Raw genomic sequence first — 19709 nt, forward strand, 5'->3', positions numbered from 1 at the left:
AGTTTTATGCAGTATTCAGGCAAATCCAAAGGATTCGGCAGTACATTTAAAGAACCTGTTTTTTAAAACCTTTTAAATGGCCTAGGGAGAAGTGCGCCCAAAATTCGTGAGATGAGACTAAAAAGTTTTTCTTTAGCTTAGAAAATCGATTAAAATATTTTAATTTCGATAAAGTGATCCAAAATTGAAAAATAACGACTAGAATAACTCAATATTTAAAAGTATGAATTATTCAGGTATAGATATAAAATTAATAAATATCGATTTATTATTAAAGATAAATATATTTTATGAAGTGAGGAATAATTATGAATATTAGAGATTTAAAATACTTTATTCATTTAGCAGAAAGTTTGAGCTTTACTAAGACTGCCGAAGCATTCTATGTATCGCAACCATCTATCTCTATAGCGTTAAAGAGATTGGAGGAGAATTTCGAAACAACATTAATCCAACGTAATCGTGCTGTTCAAAATGTTCAATTAACAGAATCAGGTGAAATCTTATATAGATCTGCTCATGAGATATTACAAACACTTGACCGTACGAAACAAGAAATTATCAATTCACAAGCAGAGACAGTATCGTTTGGTTTCTTACCAACGATTGGCGGTTTTTACTTACCGAAGATTCTTCCAGATTTAGCTGAATACAGTATGTTACTTAACTTTATCGAAGAAGAGAGTTCTGAAGTGATGTTTGAAATGATTCGAAATAATCAAGTTTCATCAGCAATTATTTCAAGTGAAAAACCTATTTTTGTGGAAAAATGGTTAACTCAAGTTCCTATGGAAGAACATGACTTTGCGATTTATGTAAATAAAAATCATAAATTAGCAGACCGTAAGAGTCTTTCAGTAGAAGAACTTGAAGAGTTAGACTTCATTACGTTAGGTAATGGGTATACGCATAATACAATTATGAATCATTGGGTAAGTGATAATGGCCTGAAATTGAAGAAAGTTCGTTTTTCGAATGAGATTCAAACAATTAATTCAATGATTGATTCAGGAATTTATGCTGGTTTCATGACAGATATTATTATCAGAAACCAAGACCACTTAATTAAGGTTCCTGTCGAAGATGCACCAAATGTGTATACAAGCTTAATTATCAATAACGAAACACCGGTAACAGCGATTCAGAAGAAATTTAATGATGAAGTGTTAGCGATTGTAAATAAACTATATACTGAGGACTAAAGTTTATTTTCAGCAATTTAATATAGCAAGGAGATTCTATTTGAAAAACTATCAATATCCAATCGACCCAGATTGGTCAAATGAAGACATCGTTCATGTCATCACTTTTCTTAATGCAGTTGAATCAACGTATGAACAAGGTATTCACTTTGAAAAATTCCAAAAAGCTTATAACCAATTCAAAGAAGTGGTTCCAAGTAAGAGTCAAGAAAAGCATATGGGGAAAAAATTCGAAGACATAAGTGGGTATTCAATATACAGAGCGGTTCAATTGATGCGAACAAAATTAAAAGAAGAGAATTTAAATAAAAATGCTCAAATTATGAATTTAACTACGGAACAAAGGAGAAAATAAGTGGACTATCAATTACATCATCGTATCTTAGTTTGGATGGAACAAGCAGCAGAGACATTAAAATATTCTTTAGAGCGCGAGTTACAAGTTGAAGAGAAGAAAAGTCCGAGTGATTTAGTCACTGAGATGGATAAAGCAACGGAGCAATTCTTTATTAACAAAATCCGTAAATATTATCCAACACATCAAATTATTGGTGAAGAAGGACAAGGGGATGCCGTGAACGATGCAAAAGGCACTGTTTGGGTGATTGATCCCATCGATGGCACTTTAAATTTTGTTAAAGCTAAAAATCACTTTGGAATTATGATCGGTATTTTTGAAGATGGTTTACCTGTTGCAGGTTATATCTATGATGTAATGAATAGTGATTTATACTACGGAATTGTGGGTGAAGACGTTTACTTAAATAATCATCCCCTCGAATCACTAAAAATTTCTCAATTAAATGAATCTTTAGTGCTCGGAAATGTAGAATCTTTCTCCAACAACGTGTATAATATGAAAGTCTTACTAAATGTTTCACTCGGCGCAAGATCTTATGGATCAGCTGCGATAGAAATCATTGGTTTAATTAGAGGCGAGGCGGCACTCTATTTTTCAGCTGGTTTACAACCCTGGGATTTTGCTGCTGGCTATGCTATATGCGAGTCAATGGGATATAAAGTAACAACAATTGATGGAAGTCGACCAGATATATTAACCCGGTCACCAATATTATTTGCACATCCGAATGTGCATCAAGAGGCATTAGAATTGCTAAGTCATAAATAGATAAGGATTGAATAAAATAATGGAATTACGTAATGATATAAGAAACATCGCAATAATCGCTCACGTTGACCACGGTAAAACATCGTTGGTTAATGAACTGTTAATACAATCGGACACTTTAGATGGACATACACAACTTGACGATCGTGCGATGGACAACAATGATATTGAAAGAGAACGTGGAATCACAATCTTAGCTAAAAATACAGCGGTAGATTATAAAGGGACTCGCGTAAATATCATGGATACACCAGGACACGCGGACTTCGGTGGAGAAGTAGAGCGTATTATGAAGATGGTCGACGGTGTTGTATTAGTTGTCGATGCCTATGAAGGAACTATGCCACAAACACGTTTCGTATTAAAACGTGCTTTAGATGAAGGATTAGTTCCAGTTGTTGTTGTAAATAAAATTGATAAACCATCAGCAAGACCTGAAGAAGTCGTGGATGAAGTTTTAGAATTATTCATCGAGCTAGGTGCCGATGATGATCAAATTGAATTCCCAGTTGTATATGCTTCTGCATTAAACGGAACTTCAAGTACATCAAGTGATCCAGCAGATCAAGATGATAATATGGATGCTATCTTTGATGCAGTATTAGAACACGTCCCTGCACCTGCAGATAATCGTGACGAGCCTCTACAATTCCAAGTGTCAATGTTAGATTATAGTGATTACGTTGGACGTATCGGTATTGGTCGAGTGTTCCAAGGAACAATCAAAGTAGGAGATAGCGTGACATTAATGAAGACAGATGGAAGCACTAAAAACTTCCGTGTATCAAAAATGTTCGGTTTCTTCGGCTTAAACAGAGTTGAAATTAACGAAGCCATTGGTGGAGATTTAATCGCTTTATCAGGTATGGATGATATCTTCGTTGGGGAAACAGTATCAAGTAGTACTGATCCAATTGCAATGCCACTATTACATGTGGATGAGCCAACATTACAAATGAAGTTCTTAACGAACAACTCACCATTTGCAGGTAGAGAAGGTAAATATGTCACAGCGCGTAATCTAGAAGATAGATTATCACGTGAACTACAAACCGACGTTTCTTTAAACGTAGAACCTACAGATTCACCTGATGCCTTTACTGTATCAGGACGTGGGGAACTACATTTATCAATCTTAATTGAGAATATGAGACGTGAAGGATACGAATTCCAAGTATCAAGACCAGAAGTTATTATTCGTGAGATTGACGGTGTAGCAAGTGAGCCATTTGAAAGATTACAAATTGATACTCCTGAAGAATATATGGGATCAATTATTGAAGCTTTAGGTACAAGAAAAGCTGAAATGGCTGATATGATTAACCCAGGTAACGGACAAGTTCGTCTGATCTTCTTAGTTCCAGCGCGTGGATTAATTGGATTCGCAACAGAATTTATGTCATTAACACGTGGTTACGGAATTATGAACCATACTTTTGATGAGTATAGACCAGCTGTAGGTGGATCAATTGGTCGTCGTCGTAACGGTGCCTTAGTATCGTTAGACTCAGGTCAAGCGACAACTTACAGTATTATGAACATCGAAGAACGTGGACAAATCTTCATCACTCCAGGAACGGAAGTTTATGGAGGAATGATTATCGGTGAACATAACCGTGAGAATGACTTAACAGTTAACATCACTAAAGCGAAACAACAAACAAACGTACGTTCAGCGAATAAAGACCAAACAAATGTTATTAAACAACCTAAAGTTTTAACATTAGAAGAGTCAATACAATTTATGGACGAAGATGAGTACTGTGAAATAACACCAGAAAGTATTCGTTTACGTAAACAAATCTTAGATAAAAGTGCTCGTGAAAAAGCATCTAAAAAAGATAAAAAATAATATTTCTCAAAGAGGCTGGGACAAAAGCCTCGAAAAAAACAGCTGAGTATAGAGTAAAAATCTATATTTCTAGCTGTTTTTTTCATTTTTTTAAGGCAAACAAAAAGCGCCTCTGATATAATATTAGTAACTACACTAATTAAACAGGAGGCGCTTTTTATGTATATAAAATATAACATGAATCAAACAATTCTACCACTAGAACTTGATGCCTGCTTAGATCCCGATCATATTGTCTTTTCAATTTATGAGTTTGTGGATTCATTAGAAAATTATTATTTTGAAATTTTTGAGACCCAGGACGGTCGTCCTGCTTATCACCCTAAACCTCTTATTATGTCACTGTTATATGCTTATAGTGAGGGTGTTTTTAGTGGACGAAAAATAGAAAAGATGATGAAAGAAAATTTGCCGATGCAATGGCTAGTTGGTCAACAAGTCATCAGTTATCGAACAATTAATCGATTTCGTTCATCTGATAAATGTAGTACTCTTCTTGAGAATATTTTTATCGAATTTACAATCAAATTGAAGCTAGAAAGGTTAGTTACTTTAGATAATTATTTTATTGATGGCACAAAAATTGAAGCAAATGCGAATAAGTATAGCTTTGTGTGGAAGAAAGCGACTGAAAGATATTCAGCTAGATTAAAGGAAACCGCTAGAAAATATTATTTTGAGGAAATTCAACCGATGGTTGATGCGGGTATTCAATACGATGAAGAGTTAGAATTAGACGAACTCATGCTTCAAGAAATTACTGAATTGGTTGAAGAAGAAATCAATCGATTGAATGATGAAATCGAACAGTACCCTGTTAAAGGGCCCGATGTTCGTAAACAAAAGCGTCGCCGATTGAAGAAACATCATCGAAAAGTAAGTAAAGATTTTTTAGCACGGACGCAAAAATATAAAAAACAATTTGAAACTTTTGATGGTCGGAACAGTTATTCTAGAACAGATACAGATGCCACCTTTATGCGAATGAAAGACGATCACATGATGAATGGTCAGTTAAAAGCAGGATATAATATCCAAGCAGCTACCGAGAATCAATTTGTATTGGACTATAATATTTACCCGAATCCGACGGATACGCGGACACTCAAACCGTTTATTGAATCTTTTCATCACTTGCCAAAACGTATCGTAGCTGATGCAGGTTATGGTAGTGAAGAAAATTTAACTTATCTTAACGAGAATGGGATTGAACACTTAATTAAATATAATCGGTTTGATAAAGATCAGAAAAAGAAACATAAAGAATCCGATAAAAATTTAGATAATTGGAAACATAGAGTAAGAGAAAATACCTTTACTCACCCTGATGGTACGATTTACTATTATAGCTATCAATCAAATCGGAAAAACAAAAGTGGATATACTCAGAAAGTGAGGGTCTATAAGCCAAAAGACCCCGATAATGCGCCCCAAAAGGCGCTGTACTACAATGAGTATTATCAGCAACTAAAGAAAATAGAAACAGAAAAGCTTTTATCAGAAGAAGGTTCAGCTATTTATGGCCAACGCCAAATCGATGTTGAACCAGTTTTCGGTCAGATAAAGGCTATTTTAGGGTACACTCGTTGTAACCTTAGAGGAAAACAGAAGGTAAAAACTGATGTCGGTTTGGTCCTCATGGCGAATAATTTAAGAAAATATACAAAGAGAAGAAAAATAAAATAAGAGAGCGAGCTGAAATAAAAATAATTTCAGCTCGCTCTCTTATTATTTTGAATCTGAGACCTTTTGTCCCAGGCTCTTTATTTTGTTATTCATTACTAGGATGATACTATGGATATATCATGAGAAATATATAGGAGGAATTTAATTATGGCTTTTACTTTACCAAATTTACCATATGCAAGTGATGCTTTAGAACCAGTTATCGATAAGGAAACAATGGAAATCCATCACGGCAAACACCATAATGGATATGTAACGAAATTAAATGATGCATTGGAAGGAACTGAGTTTGCTGATAAAGCAATCGAAGATGTTGTTGCAAACTTAAACGATATTCCAGAAGAAAAACGTACAGCTGTACGTAATAACGGTGGAGGACACTTAAACCACTCATTATTCTGGGAATCATTACAAGCACCTTCAGATAATAATGAGGTTCCTGCTGAATTAGCTAAAAAATTAGAAGATGCATTCGGATCAGTAGATGCATTTAAAGAAAAATTTGAAGCTGCAGGTGCAGGTCAATTTGGATCTGGTTGGGCATGGCTAGTTGATAACAACGGAACATTAGAAGTTGTTGGAACTCCAAACCAAGATAACCCAATTACAGATGGTAAGAAACCATTATTAGGTGTAGATGTATGGGAACATGCTTACTACTTAAACTACCAAAACCGTCGTCCAGAATACTTATCAGCTTTCTGGAAAGTTGTTAACTGGTCGAAAGTTGCAGAACGTTTAAACGCATAATCTAAACTTTAAATGGATAGTGTCAGTGAGAGAAGTCTCAGTGACACTATTTTTTTTGCTAGTAAGTTAGAATTTTAATAGCAAGTGAGTCATTTGACTATTCAATAAATTGTCATTTTTAATTAAGCGATACATGTTATAATAGCTTATATGAAAAATCTTACACTTTTCAATACACTTTTTGAAGTGGTATACTGAGTGTAATTATCTATGCATGAGGAGGCGTTTGATGGCAAACAATGAGGAACATCATGATGCTTCAAAAAGTATGAGGCTTAAAAAGTCATTAAAAGGTTTTTTTTCTAAAAAAGAGATGACAAAGAATTTTAGATTGATTGACAAATCTATCGTATTAATTACAACTTTATTAGTGGTGATTGGTTTGATTTCAGTCTTTAGTGCGACAATGTATGGTAATCCAATTAGCGCGATCACAACACAAAGTCTTTCGGTGGTCATTGGTGTTACCATCATCGGTATAATGCTCGTCGTACCTTTTGAATTGTTTAAAAATATCAGGCTCATTCTATTAATGATGACCATTTTAATTGTATTATTGGGATATACTTTAGCTACTCAAGAAAGTGTTTGGGGGGCAACCAGTTGGTTTCTTGTACTCGGAGTTAGTTTTCAGCCAAGTGAGTTCGTTAAAGTCATTGGGATTCTAGTGATTAGTTGGCTAATCAAGTACTATGATAGGGAAGTTATCCTTACAAAACGTAAATTGCCTAACTGGATAAACGTGAATAATGCAGCCATAGCATCATTAGTAATTTCTTGGTTTCTGATTTTATTACAACCCGATTTAGGAATGTTGATTATCCTAACTGTAACTCTTGGACTTATCTTCCTGTTAACTAAAGGGTCTTTAAAGTGGAATGTTATCGCCTATAGTGTTGTATTTGTCGGTTATTTATTACTGACGATCATTGGACGGCAATTTGGAGATTGGTTAGTTTCGAAAGATTTCCATATGTTTGAACGGATTGCATCATTCATTGATCCATTCAGATATTCATCCGATTCAGGTTACCAGATTATCCAAGGCCTAATGGCATTTAGTCGGGGCGGTTGGTTTGGAATGGGATTAGGCGAAGGTGTATCGAAGCAAGGGGCTTTACCGGTCATTGAATCCGATTATATATTGGCAAATATCGCTGAAGAACTTGGCTTAATTGGTGTGTTAGTCGTGGTAGGCTTATTATTTAGCCTCATCGTAATCATTTACCAACGCGCTGCAGCAAGTACAGAGTTATACCGCAAATCAGTTCTAATAGGTGTTGCATCTTTACTTCTCGTACAATCTGTGATTAACATCGGAGGAGTCGTGAGTATACTGCCATTAACTGGGGTCACGTTACCATTTATAAGTTATGGGGGGACAAGTATGATTGCAATGCTAAGTGCGATTGGACTGGCTTTAAGAATGATTGTTGAAGAAGGTAAAGAACCAAATATCAACTTAGTTTATTCTAAACAGAAAGGGGAGTAATATGGAATTTAATGTGATTGAAAGACAAGCGCTTATTATTTGGCTATATTCAACAAAGCAGATTAAAGAATTAAGAAAGCATGGCTACATTCATTACTATAGTCGTAAGATGAAGTACGCGATCATGTACGTGAATAAAAAAGATGCAGAAAAAGTTGAGAGAATAGTGAATGACTATTATTTCGTCAGAGAAGTCGAGTACTCATATCGAGACGACATTGACATGACATTTGCAAATGCGATTGAGCACTCATCAGACAATTCTTTATCTGGTCCTTTTTCTGTACAGGATGAAGAAGAATCATTAATCGAGTCAATTGCAGAATCACTTCGCAACAAAAAAATGAATAATGGATAATTGGTGGTAGTATATGCGAGTAATATCAGGAAATTATGGAAGTAGACGACTAAAAGCAGTCCCAGGTCAAAATACACGCCCAACAACAGATAAAATTAAAGAAAGCATGTTTAATTTAATTGGTGGGTACTTTGACGGTGGTATTTGTTTAGATTTATATGCGGGAAGTGGGGCTTTAGCCATCGAAGCTGTTTCTAGAGGCATGGATTCTGCCGTTCTTTGTGAAAAACACAGACCAGCCATCGAAACAATCAACGAAAACCTTAAGATGACTAAAGAGGAAGAACGATTCACTTTATTAAAGGGTGACAATCATAAGAGTTTACGAAATTACGCAAGCAGTCAAATGACTGAGCCATTTAAACTACTCTTTCTAGATCCTCCATATCATAAACAACAAATTGAAAAAGATATTCAATGGCTCTGGGAATTAGAGATGATTAATAACCAAACGACAATTGTCTGCGAAACAGATTCAGATGTAATCCTTCCAGATAGGATTGAAGGTTATGAGTTAGTAAAAGTAAAAGATTATGGTGCAACCCGCATTCATATTTACGAAGGTGAGGAGAATAGTGTTGAGTAATAAACCAAAGATTGGTATCTTTGCTGGAACGTTTGACCCCTTAACAAAAGGGCATTTAAATTTAATCGAACGTAGTAGTAAATTGTTCGATGAAGTCATTGTCGTTATCGCAATCAATACAAATAAGAAAACATTATTTACGGTTGATGAGCGCATTAAATTAGTAGAAGACAGCGTGAAGCATATTGATAACGTGACTGTAGATACTTTAAAGGATGGGCTAATTGCTCATTATTACGAAGAAAAACAAGCGACTGCACTTATTAGAGGTTTGCGTAACACAACGGATGTGGATTACGAGTACGCCATCGCTTCTGCGAATGCGCGTCAAGTGGAAGGCCTAGAGACGATGATATTATATGCAGCCGATCAATATCGTTACTTAAGTTCGACAATTATTAAAGAAATCGCCTTTTTCGATGGGGACATTAGTGACATGGTTCCACCAAATGTTGAAGAAGCCATGCATGAAAAAATTAATTCTAAGTAAATAGTCACATTAATTAGGTCACTAAAAAAATAATTTGGTCGATTTTCATTTTAAAAAATGAAAATCGGCTTTTTTTTTGTATATATATATAGACAAATTTTTAGGAGGAATAATATGAATTTTCAAAATGTGACCTTTAAGACAATCGTGACTCATATTAAACAGAATATTTTTAAGATATTAATACTGACGGTGTTAGTTATCGTCTTATTATCCGCCATCTTACCAAACCGACAATCGTCAACCGATTATGTCAAACTGTTCGAAAGTGGATCAACTCAATCGGAGGAATCCACCCAAGAGCCAGAAGTTAATACAGATTTAGCAGCAATACCGGGGATAGAACAACAGACAGATGAACAGGCTGAAGACAATGAACAACTAGTGGTTTATGTCGATATTAAAGGAGCGGTAGCCAAACCAGATATGTACGCCTTGCCTATAGGTAGTAGAGTTTATGATGCGATAGAAATGGCAGGAGGCTTAACGGAAGAAGCCGCCACTGAAACGTTAAACCAAGCGAAACTACTTGAAGATCAGATGTTGTTGTACATTTATAGCTATTCAGATTTGGAACAGGCAGAGGCGACACCGAATTTAGGAATGGTTGAACCAGCTTATACTGAAGGACCTGATTCATTTAATGACAATGTATCTGGTGTTGTAAATATAAATTCAGCCACTGTAGATGAGTTGATGACTCTCCCGAATATTGGACCAAAAAAGGCTGCCGCAATCATTCAATTTAGAGAAGAGAATGGAAGCTTTAGTGTTGTAGAAGATATTATGGCTGTTTCAGGTATAGGTGAGAAGACATTCGAGAACCTAAAAGACCTCATTACGGTTTCGCCATGATTAATAAGTATTTACAAAACATTCAATATGAATGGCCATTTATTTTTCTGTTTATTTATGTCGTTTTACAGGCTTTTTATAACTTTAACCTTTGGCTGATATTACCTGTTATCGTCATTGCCTTAAGAATAATCACTTTGAGTAATCTGAAGACATTGATAACCGTTTCTGTCATGACTGTTTTTGTTATTGGATATGCTAGGTTTCAAGCAACTCTGTTTCAAAATCTCGAGCATTTACCCATAGAGTCGCAAGAAATGCGAGCCATTTTATATACGAATCCTTTTGATGTAAAAAGTGATGAGGAATCAGTCCGTGGTGAGGGTAAGGTTCAAGTCGTTCATCAATCTGAAAAAATCGAATTAAAAGTAAACTTTATTCAGTGGTTAGAAGATGACGACCCTCAATTTCAAAGCTTACGTGAAGAATCAACTGTTTGGTACGTTGAAGGAAAGTTTGAAAAGCTGGATGAAGCAAGAAACTTTGATGTATTCGATTATAAATCCTACTTAGCCACCCAAAACATCGCCTGGGAATTTGAAATTACTAATATATATCAGCTTAAATCGGACCTTTCATTTGTTGGTAAGTTAGATACATTCAGGTATACGTTATTGGAACCCTTTATTAAGCTAAACCATCATGAGTGGATTGCAATTCATAATAAGCTTCTTTACAATATCGACTCTGATACTTACCGGCATTACAAAGATAACTTTACTGCTTTAGGCGTTGCACCCTTTTTTGCGATATCTGGTTTTCATATATATTTCATTAGACGCTTATTAAACAATGTATTGCTCAGGTTAGGCATGCCGATTGAGTATGCAAAGATGTTAATTACGGTTTTGTTATGGCTTTACACGTGGTTAGTCGGTTGGCCGATTGGGGTCATCCGTGTCTTATCCATGAGTAGCTTAAGTTCTTTAAAAACAAAGTATCATTTACCTATCGCTTCTTTAGATAGCCTTGCCATCGTGGGGATTTTATTCATTTGTTTTAACCCATTAAATGTCTTGTCACTAGGCTATACTTTAAGTTTTGTGATGACTTTTGTTGTCATGAGTTATAACCAAGCCTCTCCAAGTAAACATAGTGCCATTCAAAGTATTGAAATGACTTTTGCCTGCTTGTTATTGTCCTGGCCAATTATAATGCAGACATCTTTTGAATGGAATGTGATTCAAATATTAGTAGTTATTTTGTTTACAGTCGTTTTTAATCATCTGATTATGCCGCTCGTCTTTTTAACGACTTTATGGATTGTATTTTCTTTACCGGGGTTAGAAACATTGAGTGCATGGTTAGATAGAGGTGTCATCTTCTTTAATGAACTGTTAAGTCAATCTGACGTATTTCATTCCTTTAATTTGATTGTCGGGAAACAGGCGCCAGTAATTTTTTATTTACTTATACTTGTCGCGTTATTTTTTATTGCTTGCATTCATGTTCGCCCATTTTTAAGTTATGGTGTCTTCTTGTTGATGTATTTAATTATTTTGTTTGGGGTACCATATTTGGACCCAACGGTTAAATTAACGATGATTGATGTGGGGCAAGGGGATGCGATGTTATTTCAATTAGGTCATCAACAAGGGAATTGGTTAATTGATACCGGTGGTAAGCGATTGTGGGAGCCGGTGGAAGTGTCGAATATCGACCATAGTTATGCAGAGTGGAATTTAATCCCCGCTTTAAAAGCCCTAGGTGTGAATCAATTAGATGGAGTCATTATTACCCATCCCGATATTGATCACATTGGGAACTTACAAGCTTTGTCTCAAGCGATCAATATTCAAGAATTATGGGTAAGTAATTATACTTTGGAGAGTGATATTTGGGAAGAGATTTCAGCTGAAGTTAAAGTGAATACTGTTGTGAGTTTAGACATGGGTCAAAGCTATAAGCATCCAACCGTTCCACTGACATTGTATAGCCCAGCGCTCTCTGATATTAAATATTCGCAAAGTGAATCCAATGACTCTTCATTGATTACCCAAATTGATATAGAAGGACTCGCGGTATTATCTTTAGGGGATGTGACTAAGCGAATAGAAACAAAAATCTTAGCCACCTATCCAGAAATCCGAGCGAATATTTTAAAAGTAGCGCATCACGGGAGTGACACAAGTACTTCTGAAGAATTATTGACACATACTCAACCATCTCTCTCCTTTATTTCTGCTGGGTTAGATAATCAATACGGTCATCCCCATACCGAGGTGACGGATTTGCTTAATCAGTACAGCATCCCTTATTTAAGTACTGAAAAAGTCGGTGCTGTTCAACTAACATATCACCCATTAAAGGGTTATCAAATACGGACAGTTATTAAGAAATAAGGGGGGATTTCAATGCAAACAAAGACCGTCATATCAACGTTTTAAGAGGGGTCGGAAATTTACATAAACTTTACAATAAAAGTGACAAAAAGTGATTGCTTATTTCAAATAATTAGCTATAATTATTTTGTTTTAAAAAAGTATACAAGGAGGTTTATATGAAATTTCAGTCACAACAATTAACAATTCGTCCCGCACAGGTCGACGATGCGAAGCAAATACAACAAATTTACACACCCTATATATTAAATACAGTCTTTAACTTAGAGGAAACGGTAGGGACCCTTTCGTATTATGAACAATTGATTATCGAAGCTCAAAGTCATCTACCTTTTTTAGTAGCAGAATACGAAGGAGCCGTCGTTGGTTTTGTTTATGTGAGTGAAATTTCATTTATGCTGAATCTAGTTAATACGTGTGCGTTAAGTATTTATGTAGCTGAAGATGCCCCGATTCGCGGTGTCGGTCAATCACTATTCACAGCTTTAGAAAGAACATTAACTGCTCTAGGTATGACTCAAATCATTGCGAATATTGTAGCAACGAATGAACGAAGCATTCGCTTCCATGAAAAGAACGGCTTCCAATTGCTTAGTACGTTCCCTCAGGCAGGCTACAAATTCGGCCAATGGCATGATGTTAAATGGTTTGGTAAAAAACTAGCTGCAGAGCCATTGCAATCAGAAGCCTTGCCAACAGAGAGTTTATCATTCTCTGTGTATTAAAATTACCTAGATTGTTTATAATATCTGCTTTTAAACTTATAAAAGTTATTGCAAAATGGGATTATATGACATAAATATCGTTGATATTGCGTTTATAAAATAATTATACAACTAACAGGAGGAAGTAAGTCGATGCAGAAGGTCTTTTTAAAGGTACTATTAGGTACAGTATTGCTTGGTAATATGCCAACACATTCTTGGGTACAGGCTGAAGAGATTCCCGAAGATATTCCACAAATTGAGATTACAGAAGAAGCGGTGCCAACAGATTATAATATCGTTAAATCTGATAATGTCCGTGCAGCTTGGACAGATTATGGGAGCTATGCTCAACCTAATGAAGAAGGATATGCCTACTATATTCATGCAGATCCAGATATTTCGTCAGAAATCTTCCCATTAGATGAAAATTCATCTGAAGATGTTTTATTATTTACTTTTGATGATGCGCCTCAAGAACCAGATAGCTATGCTATTGAGATGGCTCAAGTAATGAAAGAAAAAGATGTTAACGCCATTTTCCTAGTTAACGGTATGTATTTAGAGTCGGAGTGGGGCAGAGAGATTACCAAACAAGTGCATGATATGGGCTTTGAAATTGGAAACCATACACATACTCACCCTAATTTACGCGAATTAACATATGAAGAACAATACAATGAGATTGTTGCAACAAATCAAATAGTTGAAGAGATTACTGGCGCACCTGTTCGTTGGTTTAGACCACCTTTCGGTTTGTTTAATATGGATACTATCTTAATTTGTAATGAGTTAGGTTTACAATTAATGACATGGTCATTTGGTTATGATTGGATGGATGAGTATTTATCTGGTCCAGAATTAGCAGCCGTATCCTTAGATAATATGTATATCCGTCCTGGGGCAAACATTTTAATGCATGACCGTTCGTGGACGTTAGAAGCTTTACCAACAATGATTGATGGTTACCGTGAGTTGGGCTATCATATCGTTGACCCGTATTTGATTCAGCACCAAGAGAATAGTACGGAACCTTTATAAGTAGGACTAAAAGATTTAAATTAGATGTTAATCTAGTTTAAATCTTTTTTGTTTTACTTATGGTTCTGATATTATAGGTGTTAGTTGAATGATAGGAGAAAATCATGACAAATAAATTTCCAAAGAGTTTTCACTTTAAATTAAGTTTTATTATACTTTTTGTATTGTTAGGTTATTATCATAACCAAAATTTTATACAAGCGACTTTAAGTGATGAGTCATTAAATGTGAACGAATCATTGAATCTCATTATGAGAGAGGTAATGAAATTACCAAACAACGTGGAAAATGACGAAGGTATTTCTGAATATATTTCAGAATACGCCCAACCAGGTAATCAAGTTCCCTATCAAATCCATGAAAAAATATTACCGCATGACAATTATGCGATTGCTAAAGAATCTGCCGATCAATTTAATGCAGCGTTAGATAATCGTGCATTGAATGATGCATTTTTAAGACAAATGAATCACATGAGGGTTACAAAAGGTTGGGAGAAAATTCAATTTGGGGAACATCTTGAAGAAGGCGTCTTAAGACGAGTGGAAGAGATGGGAGAGTATCATTATTTAAGCTCAATAACAGCTGATGGGGCTGATTTTAGAGCACATTTTCCAAATGTTTCGGATGCAGAGTACCGCTTTGGCGAGAATTTATACGAACTCTATATATCCGCAGGGGATGTTCATCTGACAACTTGGGAGAATGAAAAGATATTAGCCGATTATTTATTCGATGTGTATGCTGATGCAGTGTCATTATCTAATTACGATATTTATCAAAGCCAATATGTTTCGATTTACGCATCACCGACAGATTATAGTGTCGATGAAGTACCATATGTAAGACTAGTTGTTTCATTAGTTTTAGATACTGAAGGAGGAATTTAATTGAAGAAGAGTTTTACATCTACTTTATTGAAAGGTCTTTTTAAAGGAACTTTAGGTTTACTTGCTTATGATTTTGCTTATCGACTAAAACATACGCGCAAACAAAGTTACCAAGCAGAAGTTAATTTAACAGAATTAGATATGCCATTACAACAAAACTTAGCTTGGATTGACGAAGAACATTATGAACGAGAGATGAACATTATCGCTCGTCCATATATTGAGCAATTTGAACATGCCGGTGAAATACCGGTGGGAGATGTTGCTTTATCATATTTATTTTATTTAAAAAATAGCAGTCGTCCGACAGTTTTTATTGTTCATGGTTTTAATGAGTATAAAGAGAAGTATTATGAAGTCGTGTATTATTTATTGCAGCTCGATTATAATGTGCTTATTTATGATGCGAGGGGGCATGGCTCTTCAAGAGTAGAAACTCGTAATTCTTTAATTGATATTCAACATTTTGATTACTATATTGAAGATTTAAAAGAAGTGATTGAAAGTATTAAAGAGACCTATGAATTGAACGAGCACTTTTATTTATTTGCTCATTCAATGGGTGGGGCAGTTAGTACAGGGTTGATCAAGAAATATCCAAAACTTATTAAAGCTGCGGTATTATCCTCACCAATGTTTAGTGTCGATACATATCCATATCCTAGATCTTTAGCTCATGCAGTAGCGAGTGGTGCCGGTTTACTGAACTTGGGTCATAAGCCGATTCCAGCTCAAGGAAGTAACGAATTCATAGAAGCATCAACGAATGCGTCTGAATATACTCCGAATCCAGATTTAACACATAGTCAGCAAAGAGAGAAATATGCATTTAATTTGCGATTGGAATCAGTTGCTCATCCAACTTCTGGAGGAACATACAATTGGTTGGCGACATCATTAGAGCAAGTGAATAAGATAGTGGATGAGTCAGCCTTGAAAAATGTTGAAACCCCGTTATTAGTATTTCGTTCAGTCGAAGACAAAGTCGTCCGAGGGGATGGAATTTTTACAGCTGCTACCTACTTACCTCAAGTTGAACTTATAGCGATAGACGATGCTGGGCATTGTATTTACCAAGAACATGACGAGATTACTAAACCATACTTCAGTTTAATCAGTTATTTTTTAAAGCAATATAATTAAAGTAAAAAACAGTAACAATTATTAATTGTCGCTGTTTTTTTAAAGTATTAATTTGTTTCGAAACCAACGATCATACCATTATGCTCTGCATAATAGCTACATAATGCACTCGTTACTCGTGTAGTAATTTTAGCGTTTGGATATTCTTTTAGAATTTCTTCTTCAAACGCTTTGGCAATATCTGGGTTAAGAACGTGAGATACTTCAATTTCTCCTCCATTATAACCTTTAGATTTTAATTCGTTAATCAAAGTCTTTAAAGCTCTCTTTTGACCTTTTGATTTATGAGCCAATTGAATCGTTCCTTCCGGAGTACGATTACCAATTAAGCGAATACCTAATAACCCAATCATTTGACCTAAAATCTTAGACACACGTCCATTATTAACTAAGTTATCTACAGATTCTAGCAGGAATGCTATATCTAGATTTTCATGGTAAGCATTCAATTCTTTTACAACGTCATCAAATTCAGCATCAGTTTCCGCTAATTCAAAAGCTTTTTTAGCCAATAAGTCCATTTCTGAACCAGCTGAGCGACTGTCAAAGATATGAATGTTTGCGTCAGGATTTCTCTCTAATGCAATGTCTTTTCCTAAAGAAGCACTATTGTAACTACCTGAAAGTTGAGAAGAGATCGTAAAGCAGATAACGTTCTCAGCACCTTCGAATCGATTCGCATAAACTTCTGGAGAAGGACACGCACTTGATGTTTTTTGTTTTGTATCTTTTAGTTCTGACAAGAAGTTCGCAATATCTAGGTCTGCACTATCTACAAATACCTCATTACCGATATTTATCATTAATGGAACGACTTCCAAAGCGACGTTTTGATTTGTTGTTTCTATTTCACGAATTGACGACCCTGAGTCGACAACTATTTTCCATTTTTTCACATTAATCACCTCATGTATGCATTATAATAAGTATATAGTAACCATCTTGTCATTTCAATTCTAAGCGATGAAGACAAGCATTATTGACGAAAAATTATGTATCAATTGTAAAAGAGGCGATAAATAGGTACAATAATAATAACGATTACATATAGTATGAAAGGGTGTGTCAAATGTTCTTAGGTAAAATTAATCAATGCAATGCACTAACACTGTTTAGTTTGTTCTTTGGTGCGGTCGGTGTTGGGTTTTCAATGATTGGAGAATCTCAATATACAATTATCTCCTTAATTATCGCTTCGGTCGGTTATATCTTTAGTTACCGTTTCACAGCGATGTTTGAGCGAGAAGATGCTCAAATTTCCTTTGATTTGGAATTTGATGTCTTAAGTAAATCCGTTGTTTATGCATTGCTACCAGCGTCATTATTAATATCTTTATCTTTAGGATCGGTATTATCGGTTATTGTCGCAGCATTATATATTTTAGCTGTTATTATTCGACTTGCGCATTTTAATCAAGCGATTGAATTTCAAGGAGAACAATTCGATGGGAAGACACAAGGTCTACCTTTAGGAGCAAGTGCGATTTTCATTCCGATTATTTCACTGTTAGGTTATGTGATACCAATGAATATATTCCAATATGTACTAGCTGTTGCTTATATTATTATTGGTGCAAGTTTTGTAGTTAAGTATCCTATTCCAAAACTACCGGAAAAATGGTTAGTTTATGTTTTAATATTGGCTCTTGTTTTAGTTGTAGCCTTTATTTTCTTAGGAACTTTGACGCCCGTCTTAGCTTAGTTTAGGATATTTCCGAACTTCCATTCCCTAGGGATTGAAGTTCGGTCTTTTTTTGTATTATAATCTATAAGGAATGTATAATGAAAGAGGTGTACACATTGCGTCTAAAAATACTACATACCAATGACTTACACGGACATTTAGATCATTGGCCCTTAATATCGAAGTTTATAGAAGAGAACCAGTCCTTGGCATCAGTTAAAGGTGAGGCACTTCTTACCATTGATGTGGGTGATGCTATGGACTCCGTACACCCATTGGTTGAAGCAACATATGGGAAGGTCATCGTTGATTTGTTCAATGAAGCTAATTATGATGTCGTTACACTTGGGAATAACGAAGGTTTAAACTTTTCCAAAGAACGCTTAAGCGACTTGTATGATCGAGCAGATTATTCCGTAACGATAGCGAATTTATTTGATAAAGATACGAAAGAAGTTCCTTCGTACGCTGAAAATATCGTATACAAAGAGATTGACGATATGAAAGTCGCTTTTATTGGGTTAACAGCGCCATATGAAACCTATCACTTAAACGGATATACCATTGAGAATCCAATTGATAGCTTACAAGATACCCTTCAACTTATAGATCAAGAAGACACGGATTTAATTATTTTGCTATCACATCTAGGTCTAGAAACTGATCGCTATATTGCGAATCTTTTTCCAGAAATCCAATTAATCATTGGAGCACATACCCATCATGTTCTTATTGAAGGTGAGTGGGAGAATCAAAGCTTTCTTTGCGCAGCTGGAAAATACGGAAATTTTGTCGGCTCAATCGACTTGTATTTTGACCAAGCAACAGATACTTGGCAGATGTCTGCAGAAGTTCTCTCCATTCATCAATTGAGTCAAAGATATAATCTACCCAAAGAATCGGACTATTATAAGCAAGAAGGAACAAAACAACTTGAAGAACGTTGGATTGCTGACATCCCTGAAACTTTTCAAGCACTTCAAACAACGGGAGCCAATTCCTTTATTCAAATGGCACTCAATGCGATTACTGAAGCAACCGGGGTAGAGAATGCTGTATTAAGTTCCGGTTTATTTCTAAGTGATTTACCTAGGGGACTCATTACTGAACATCACCTACATGAAGCACTACCTCATCCAATGCATTTAGCCATAGTGGAAATGAGTGGGGTGCATTTAAAGGAAATGTTAGCTGAGATGAGCCAACAAGCGGATGATTTAAGATACAAATTAATCAATGGGCTTGGTTTCCGTGGTAAGATATTTGGAGAACTTATTTTTAAAGGCATTGCTTATGATGAGCTGAAGCTTCAGTGGGAAGTGAATGGAGAAGCAATCATTGATGACAGACATTATCAGTTTGTGACGGTGGATCATATTTGGTTCTTACCATTTTTCCCAACGATAAGTGATTATGGGGATTCAAAGTTAATTTTCCCAGATTTTTTAAGACATACCGTTCGAAATTATTTAGAAAAAACATACCCAATAGAAGGAGGCAAGTGA

At 35.5% G+C, this 19709-nt stretch carries 19 protein-coding genes; 18 read left to right on the forward strand and 1 reads right to left on the reverse strand.

The features are described from left to right. The first annotated feature begins 308 nt into the window (after nt 1-308). From ACEN31_RS06875 to ACEN31_RS06950, 16 genes are all read left to right on the forward strand, one after another. On the forward strand, nt 309-1202 hold the full coding sequence (locus ACEN31_RS06875) for a LysR family transcriptional regulator (RefSeq protein ID WP_407109009.1): 894 nt from the start codon (nt 309-311) through the stop codon (nt 1200-1202). A 40-nt stretch (nt 1203-1242) separates the two neighbouring features. Beyond that, a complete protein-coding gene (locus tag ACEN31_RS06880; RefSeq protein WP_138404037.1) occupies nt 1243-1557 on the forward strand; it encodes a UPF0223 family protein in 315 nt (104 codons plus the stop codon). Then, nucleotides 1558-2331, forward strand: coding sequence for an inositol monophosphatase family protein (locus ACEN31_RS06885; RefSeq protein ID WP_407109010.1), 774 nt, complete (start codon nt 1558-1560; stop codon nt 2329-2331). 19 nt (nt 2332-2350) lie between these two features. Further along, on the forward strand, nt 2351-4183 hold the full coding sequence (gene typA, locus ACEN31_RS06890) for a translational GTPase TypA (RefSeq protein WP_138404035.1): 1833 nt from the start codon (nt 2351-2353) through the stop codon (nt 4181-4183). A 177-nt stretch (nt 4184-4360) separates the two neighbouring features. Further along, complete coding sequence (locus ACEN31_RS06895) at nt 4361-5869, forward strand: IS1182 family transposase (protein ID WP_407109011.1); 1509 nt, start codon at nt 4361-4363, stop codon at nt 5867-5869. Between the two features lie 147 nt (nt 5870-6016). After that, the gene (locus ACEN31_RS06900) at nt 6017-6619 is read left to right on the forward strand and encodes a superoxide dismutase (RefSeq protein WP_407109012.1); all 603 of its coding nucleotides are present in this window, start codon (nt 6017-6019) and stop codon (nt 6617-6619) included. A gap of 229 nt (nt 6620-6848) precedes the next feature. Further along, nucleotides 6849-8111: an FtsW/RodA/SpoVE family cell cycle protein gene (locus ACEN31_RS06905; RefSeq protein ID WP_171031271.1), complete on the forward strand. Its 1263-nt coding sequence runs from the start codon at nt 6849-6851 to the stop codon at nt 8109-8111. Nucleotide 8112: 1 nt separating this feature from the next. After that, complete coding sequence (locus ACEN31_RS06910) at nt 8113-8469, forward strand: YlbG family protein (RefSeq protein ID WP_138404032.1); 357 nt, start codon at nt 8113-8115, stop codon at nt 8467-8469. Nucleotides 8470-8482: 13 nt separating this feature from the next. Further along, nucleotides 8483-9055 (forward strand): 16S rRNA (guanine(966)-N(2))-methyltransferase RsmD, encoded by a 573-nt coding sequence (gene rsmD, locus ACEN31_RS06915; RefSeq protein WP_138404031.1) that lies wholly within the window; start codon nt 8483-8485, stop codon nt 9053-9055. Beyond that, entirely contained in the window at nt 9048-9545 is a 498-nt protein-coding gene (coaD, locus tag ACEN31_RS06920) for a pantetheine-phosphate adenylyltransferase (protein ID WP_231606907.1), read from the forward strand. The genes rsmD and coaD overlap by 8 nt, the downstream gene beginning before the upstream one ends. Nucleotides 9546-9659: 114 nt before the next feature. Continuing rightward, nucleotides 9660-10400 (forward strand): helix-hairpin-helix domain-containing protein, encoded by a 741-nt coding sequence (locus ACEN31_RS06925; RefSeq protein WP_171031270.1) that lies wholly within the window; start codon nt 9660-9662, stop codon nt 10398-10400. Nucleotides 10401-10573: 173 nt separating this feature from the next. Then, nucleotides 10574-12742 carry a DNA internalization-related competence protein ComEC/Rec2 gene (locus ACEN31_RS06930; protein ID WP_407109013.1) on the forward strand — a complete coding sequence of 723 codons (2169 nt, stop codon included), beginning with the start codon at nt 10574-10576 and terminating at the stop codon, nt 12740-12742. Nucleotides 12743-12900: 158 nt separating this feature from the next. Continuing rightward, the gene (locus ACEN31_RS06935) at nt 12901-13467 is read left to right on the forward strand and encodes a GNAT family N-acetyltransferase (protein WP_407109014.1); all 567 of its coding nucleotides are present in this window, start codon (nt 12901-12903) and stop codon (nt 13465-13467) included. Nucleotides 13468-13599: 132 nt separating this feature from the next. Continuing rightward, nucleotides 13600-14487: a polysaccharide deacetylase family protein gene (locus ACEN31_RS06940; RefSeq protein ID WP_407109015.1), complete on the forward strand. Its 888-nt coding sequence runs from the start codon at nt 13600-13602 to the stop codon at nt 14485-14487. Between the two features lie 104 nt (nt 14488-14591). Next, nucleotides 14592-15377 carry a hypothetical protein gene (locus ACEN31_RS06945; protein WP_407109016.1) on the forward strand — a complete coding sequence of 262 codons (786 nt, stop codon included), beginning with the start codon at nt 14592-14594 and terminating at the stop codon, nt 15375-15377. Further along, a complete protein-coding gene (locus tag ACEN31_RS06950) occupies nt 15378-16520 on the forward strand; it encodes an alpha/beta fold hydrolase (RefSeq protein ID WP_407109017.1) in 1143 nt (380 codons plus the stop codon). Nucleotides 16521-16567: 47 nt separating this feature from the next. Here ACEN31_RS06950 and ACEN31_RS06955 read toward each other — a convergent pair whose 3' ends face one another. Beyond that, complete coding sequence (locus tag ACEN31_RS06955; RefSeq protein WP_138405363.1) at nt 16568-17416, reverse strand: DegV family protein; 849 nt, start codon at nt 17414-17416, stop codon at nt 16568-16570. 173 nt (nt 17417-17589) lie between these two features. Here ACEN31_RS06955 and ACEN31_RS06960 point away from each other — a divergent pair, with 173 nt between their 5' ends. Together ACEN31_RS06960 and ACEN31_RS06965 are read left to right on the forward strand one after the other, a co-directional pair. Then, entirely contained in the window at nt 17590-18222 is a 633-nt protein-coding gene (locus tag ACEN31_RS06960) for a hypothetical protein (protein WP_407109018.1), read from the forward strand. 98 nt (nt 18223-18320) lie between these two features. Then, the gene (locus ACEN31_RS06965) at nt 18321-19709 is read left to right on the forward strand and encodes a bifunctional metallophosphatase/5'-nucleotidase (protein WP_407109019.1); all 1389 of its coding nucleotides are present in this window, start codon (nt 18321-18323) and stop codon (nt 19707-19709) included.

The sequence above is a fragment of the Ruoffia sp. FAM 26255 genome (assembly GCF_045528525.1).
Taxonomy (GTDB): domain Bacteria; phylum Bacillota; class Bacilli; order Lactobacillales; family Aerococcaceae; genus Ruoffia; species Ruoffia tabacinasalis.

What these genes read in the sequence shown, in the direction of transcription:
- ACEN31_RS06960 (WP_407109018.1), top strand. Translation starts at nt 17,590, where the DNA reads ATGTTCTTAGGTAAAATTAATCAATGCAATGCACTAACACTGTTTAGT.
- ACEN31_RS06875 (WP_407109009.1), top strand. Translation starts at nt 309, where the DNA reads ATGAATATTAGAGATTTAAAATACTTTATTCATTTAGCAGAAAGTTTG.
- typA (WP_138404035.1), top strand. Translation starts at nt 2,351, where the DNA reads ATGGAATTACGTAATGATATAAGAAACATCGCAATAATCGCTCACGTT.
- ACEN31_RS06895 (WP_407109011.1), top strand. Translation starts at nt 4,361, where the DNA reads ATGAATCAAACAATTCTACCACTAGAACTTGATGCCTGCTTAGATCCC.
- ACEN31_RS06930 (WP_407109013.1), top strand. Translation starts at nt 10,574, where the DNA reads ATGACTGTTTTTGTTATTGGATATGCTAGGTTTCAAGCAACTCTGTTT.
- rsmD (WP_138404031.1), top strand. Translation starts at nt 8,483, where the DNA reads ATGCGAGTAATATCAGGAAATTATGGAAGTAGACGACTAAAAGCAGTC.
- ACEN31_RS06910 (WP_138404032.1), top strand. Translation starts at nt 8,113, where the DNA reads ATGGAATTTAATGTGATTGAAAGACAAGCGCTTATTATTTGGCTATAT.
- ACEN31_RS06940 (WP_407109015.1), top strand. Translation starts at nt 13,600, where the DNA reads ATGCAGAAGGTCTTTTTAAAGGTACTATTAGGTACAGTATTGCTTGGT.
- ACEN31_RS06900 (WP_407109012.1), top strand. Translation starts at nt 6,017, where the DNA reads ATGGCTTTTACTTTACCAAATTTACCATATGCAAGTGATGCTTTAGAA.
- ACEN31_RS06935 (WP_407109014.1), top strand. Translation starts at nt 12,901, where the DNA reads ATGAAATTTCAGTCACAACAATTAACAATTCGTCCCGCACAGGTCGAC.
- ACEN31_RS06945 (WP_407109016.1), top strand. Translation starts at nt 14,592, where the DNA reads ATGACAAATAAATTTCCAAAGAGTTTTCACTTTAAATTAAGTTTTATT.
- ACEN31_RS06925 (WP_171031270.1), top strand. Translation starts at nt 9,660, where the DNA reads ATGAATTTTCAAAATGTGACCTTTAAGACAATCGTGACTCATATTAAA.
- ACEN31_RS06905 (WP_171031271.1), top strand. Translation starts at nt 6,849, where the DNA reads ATGGCAAACAATGAGGAACATCATGATGCTTCAAAAAGTATGAGGCTT.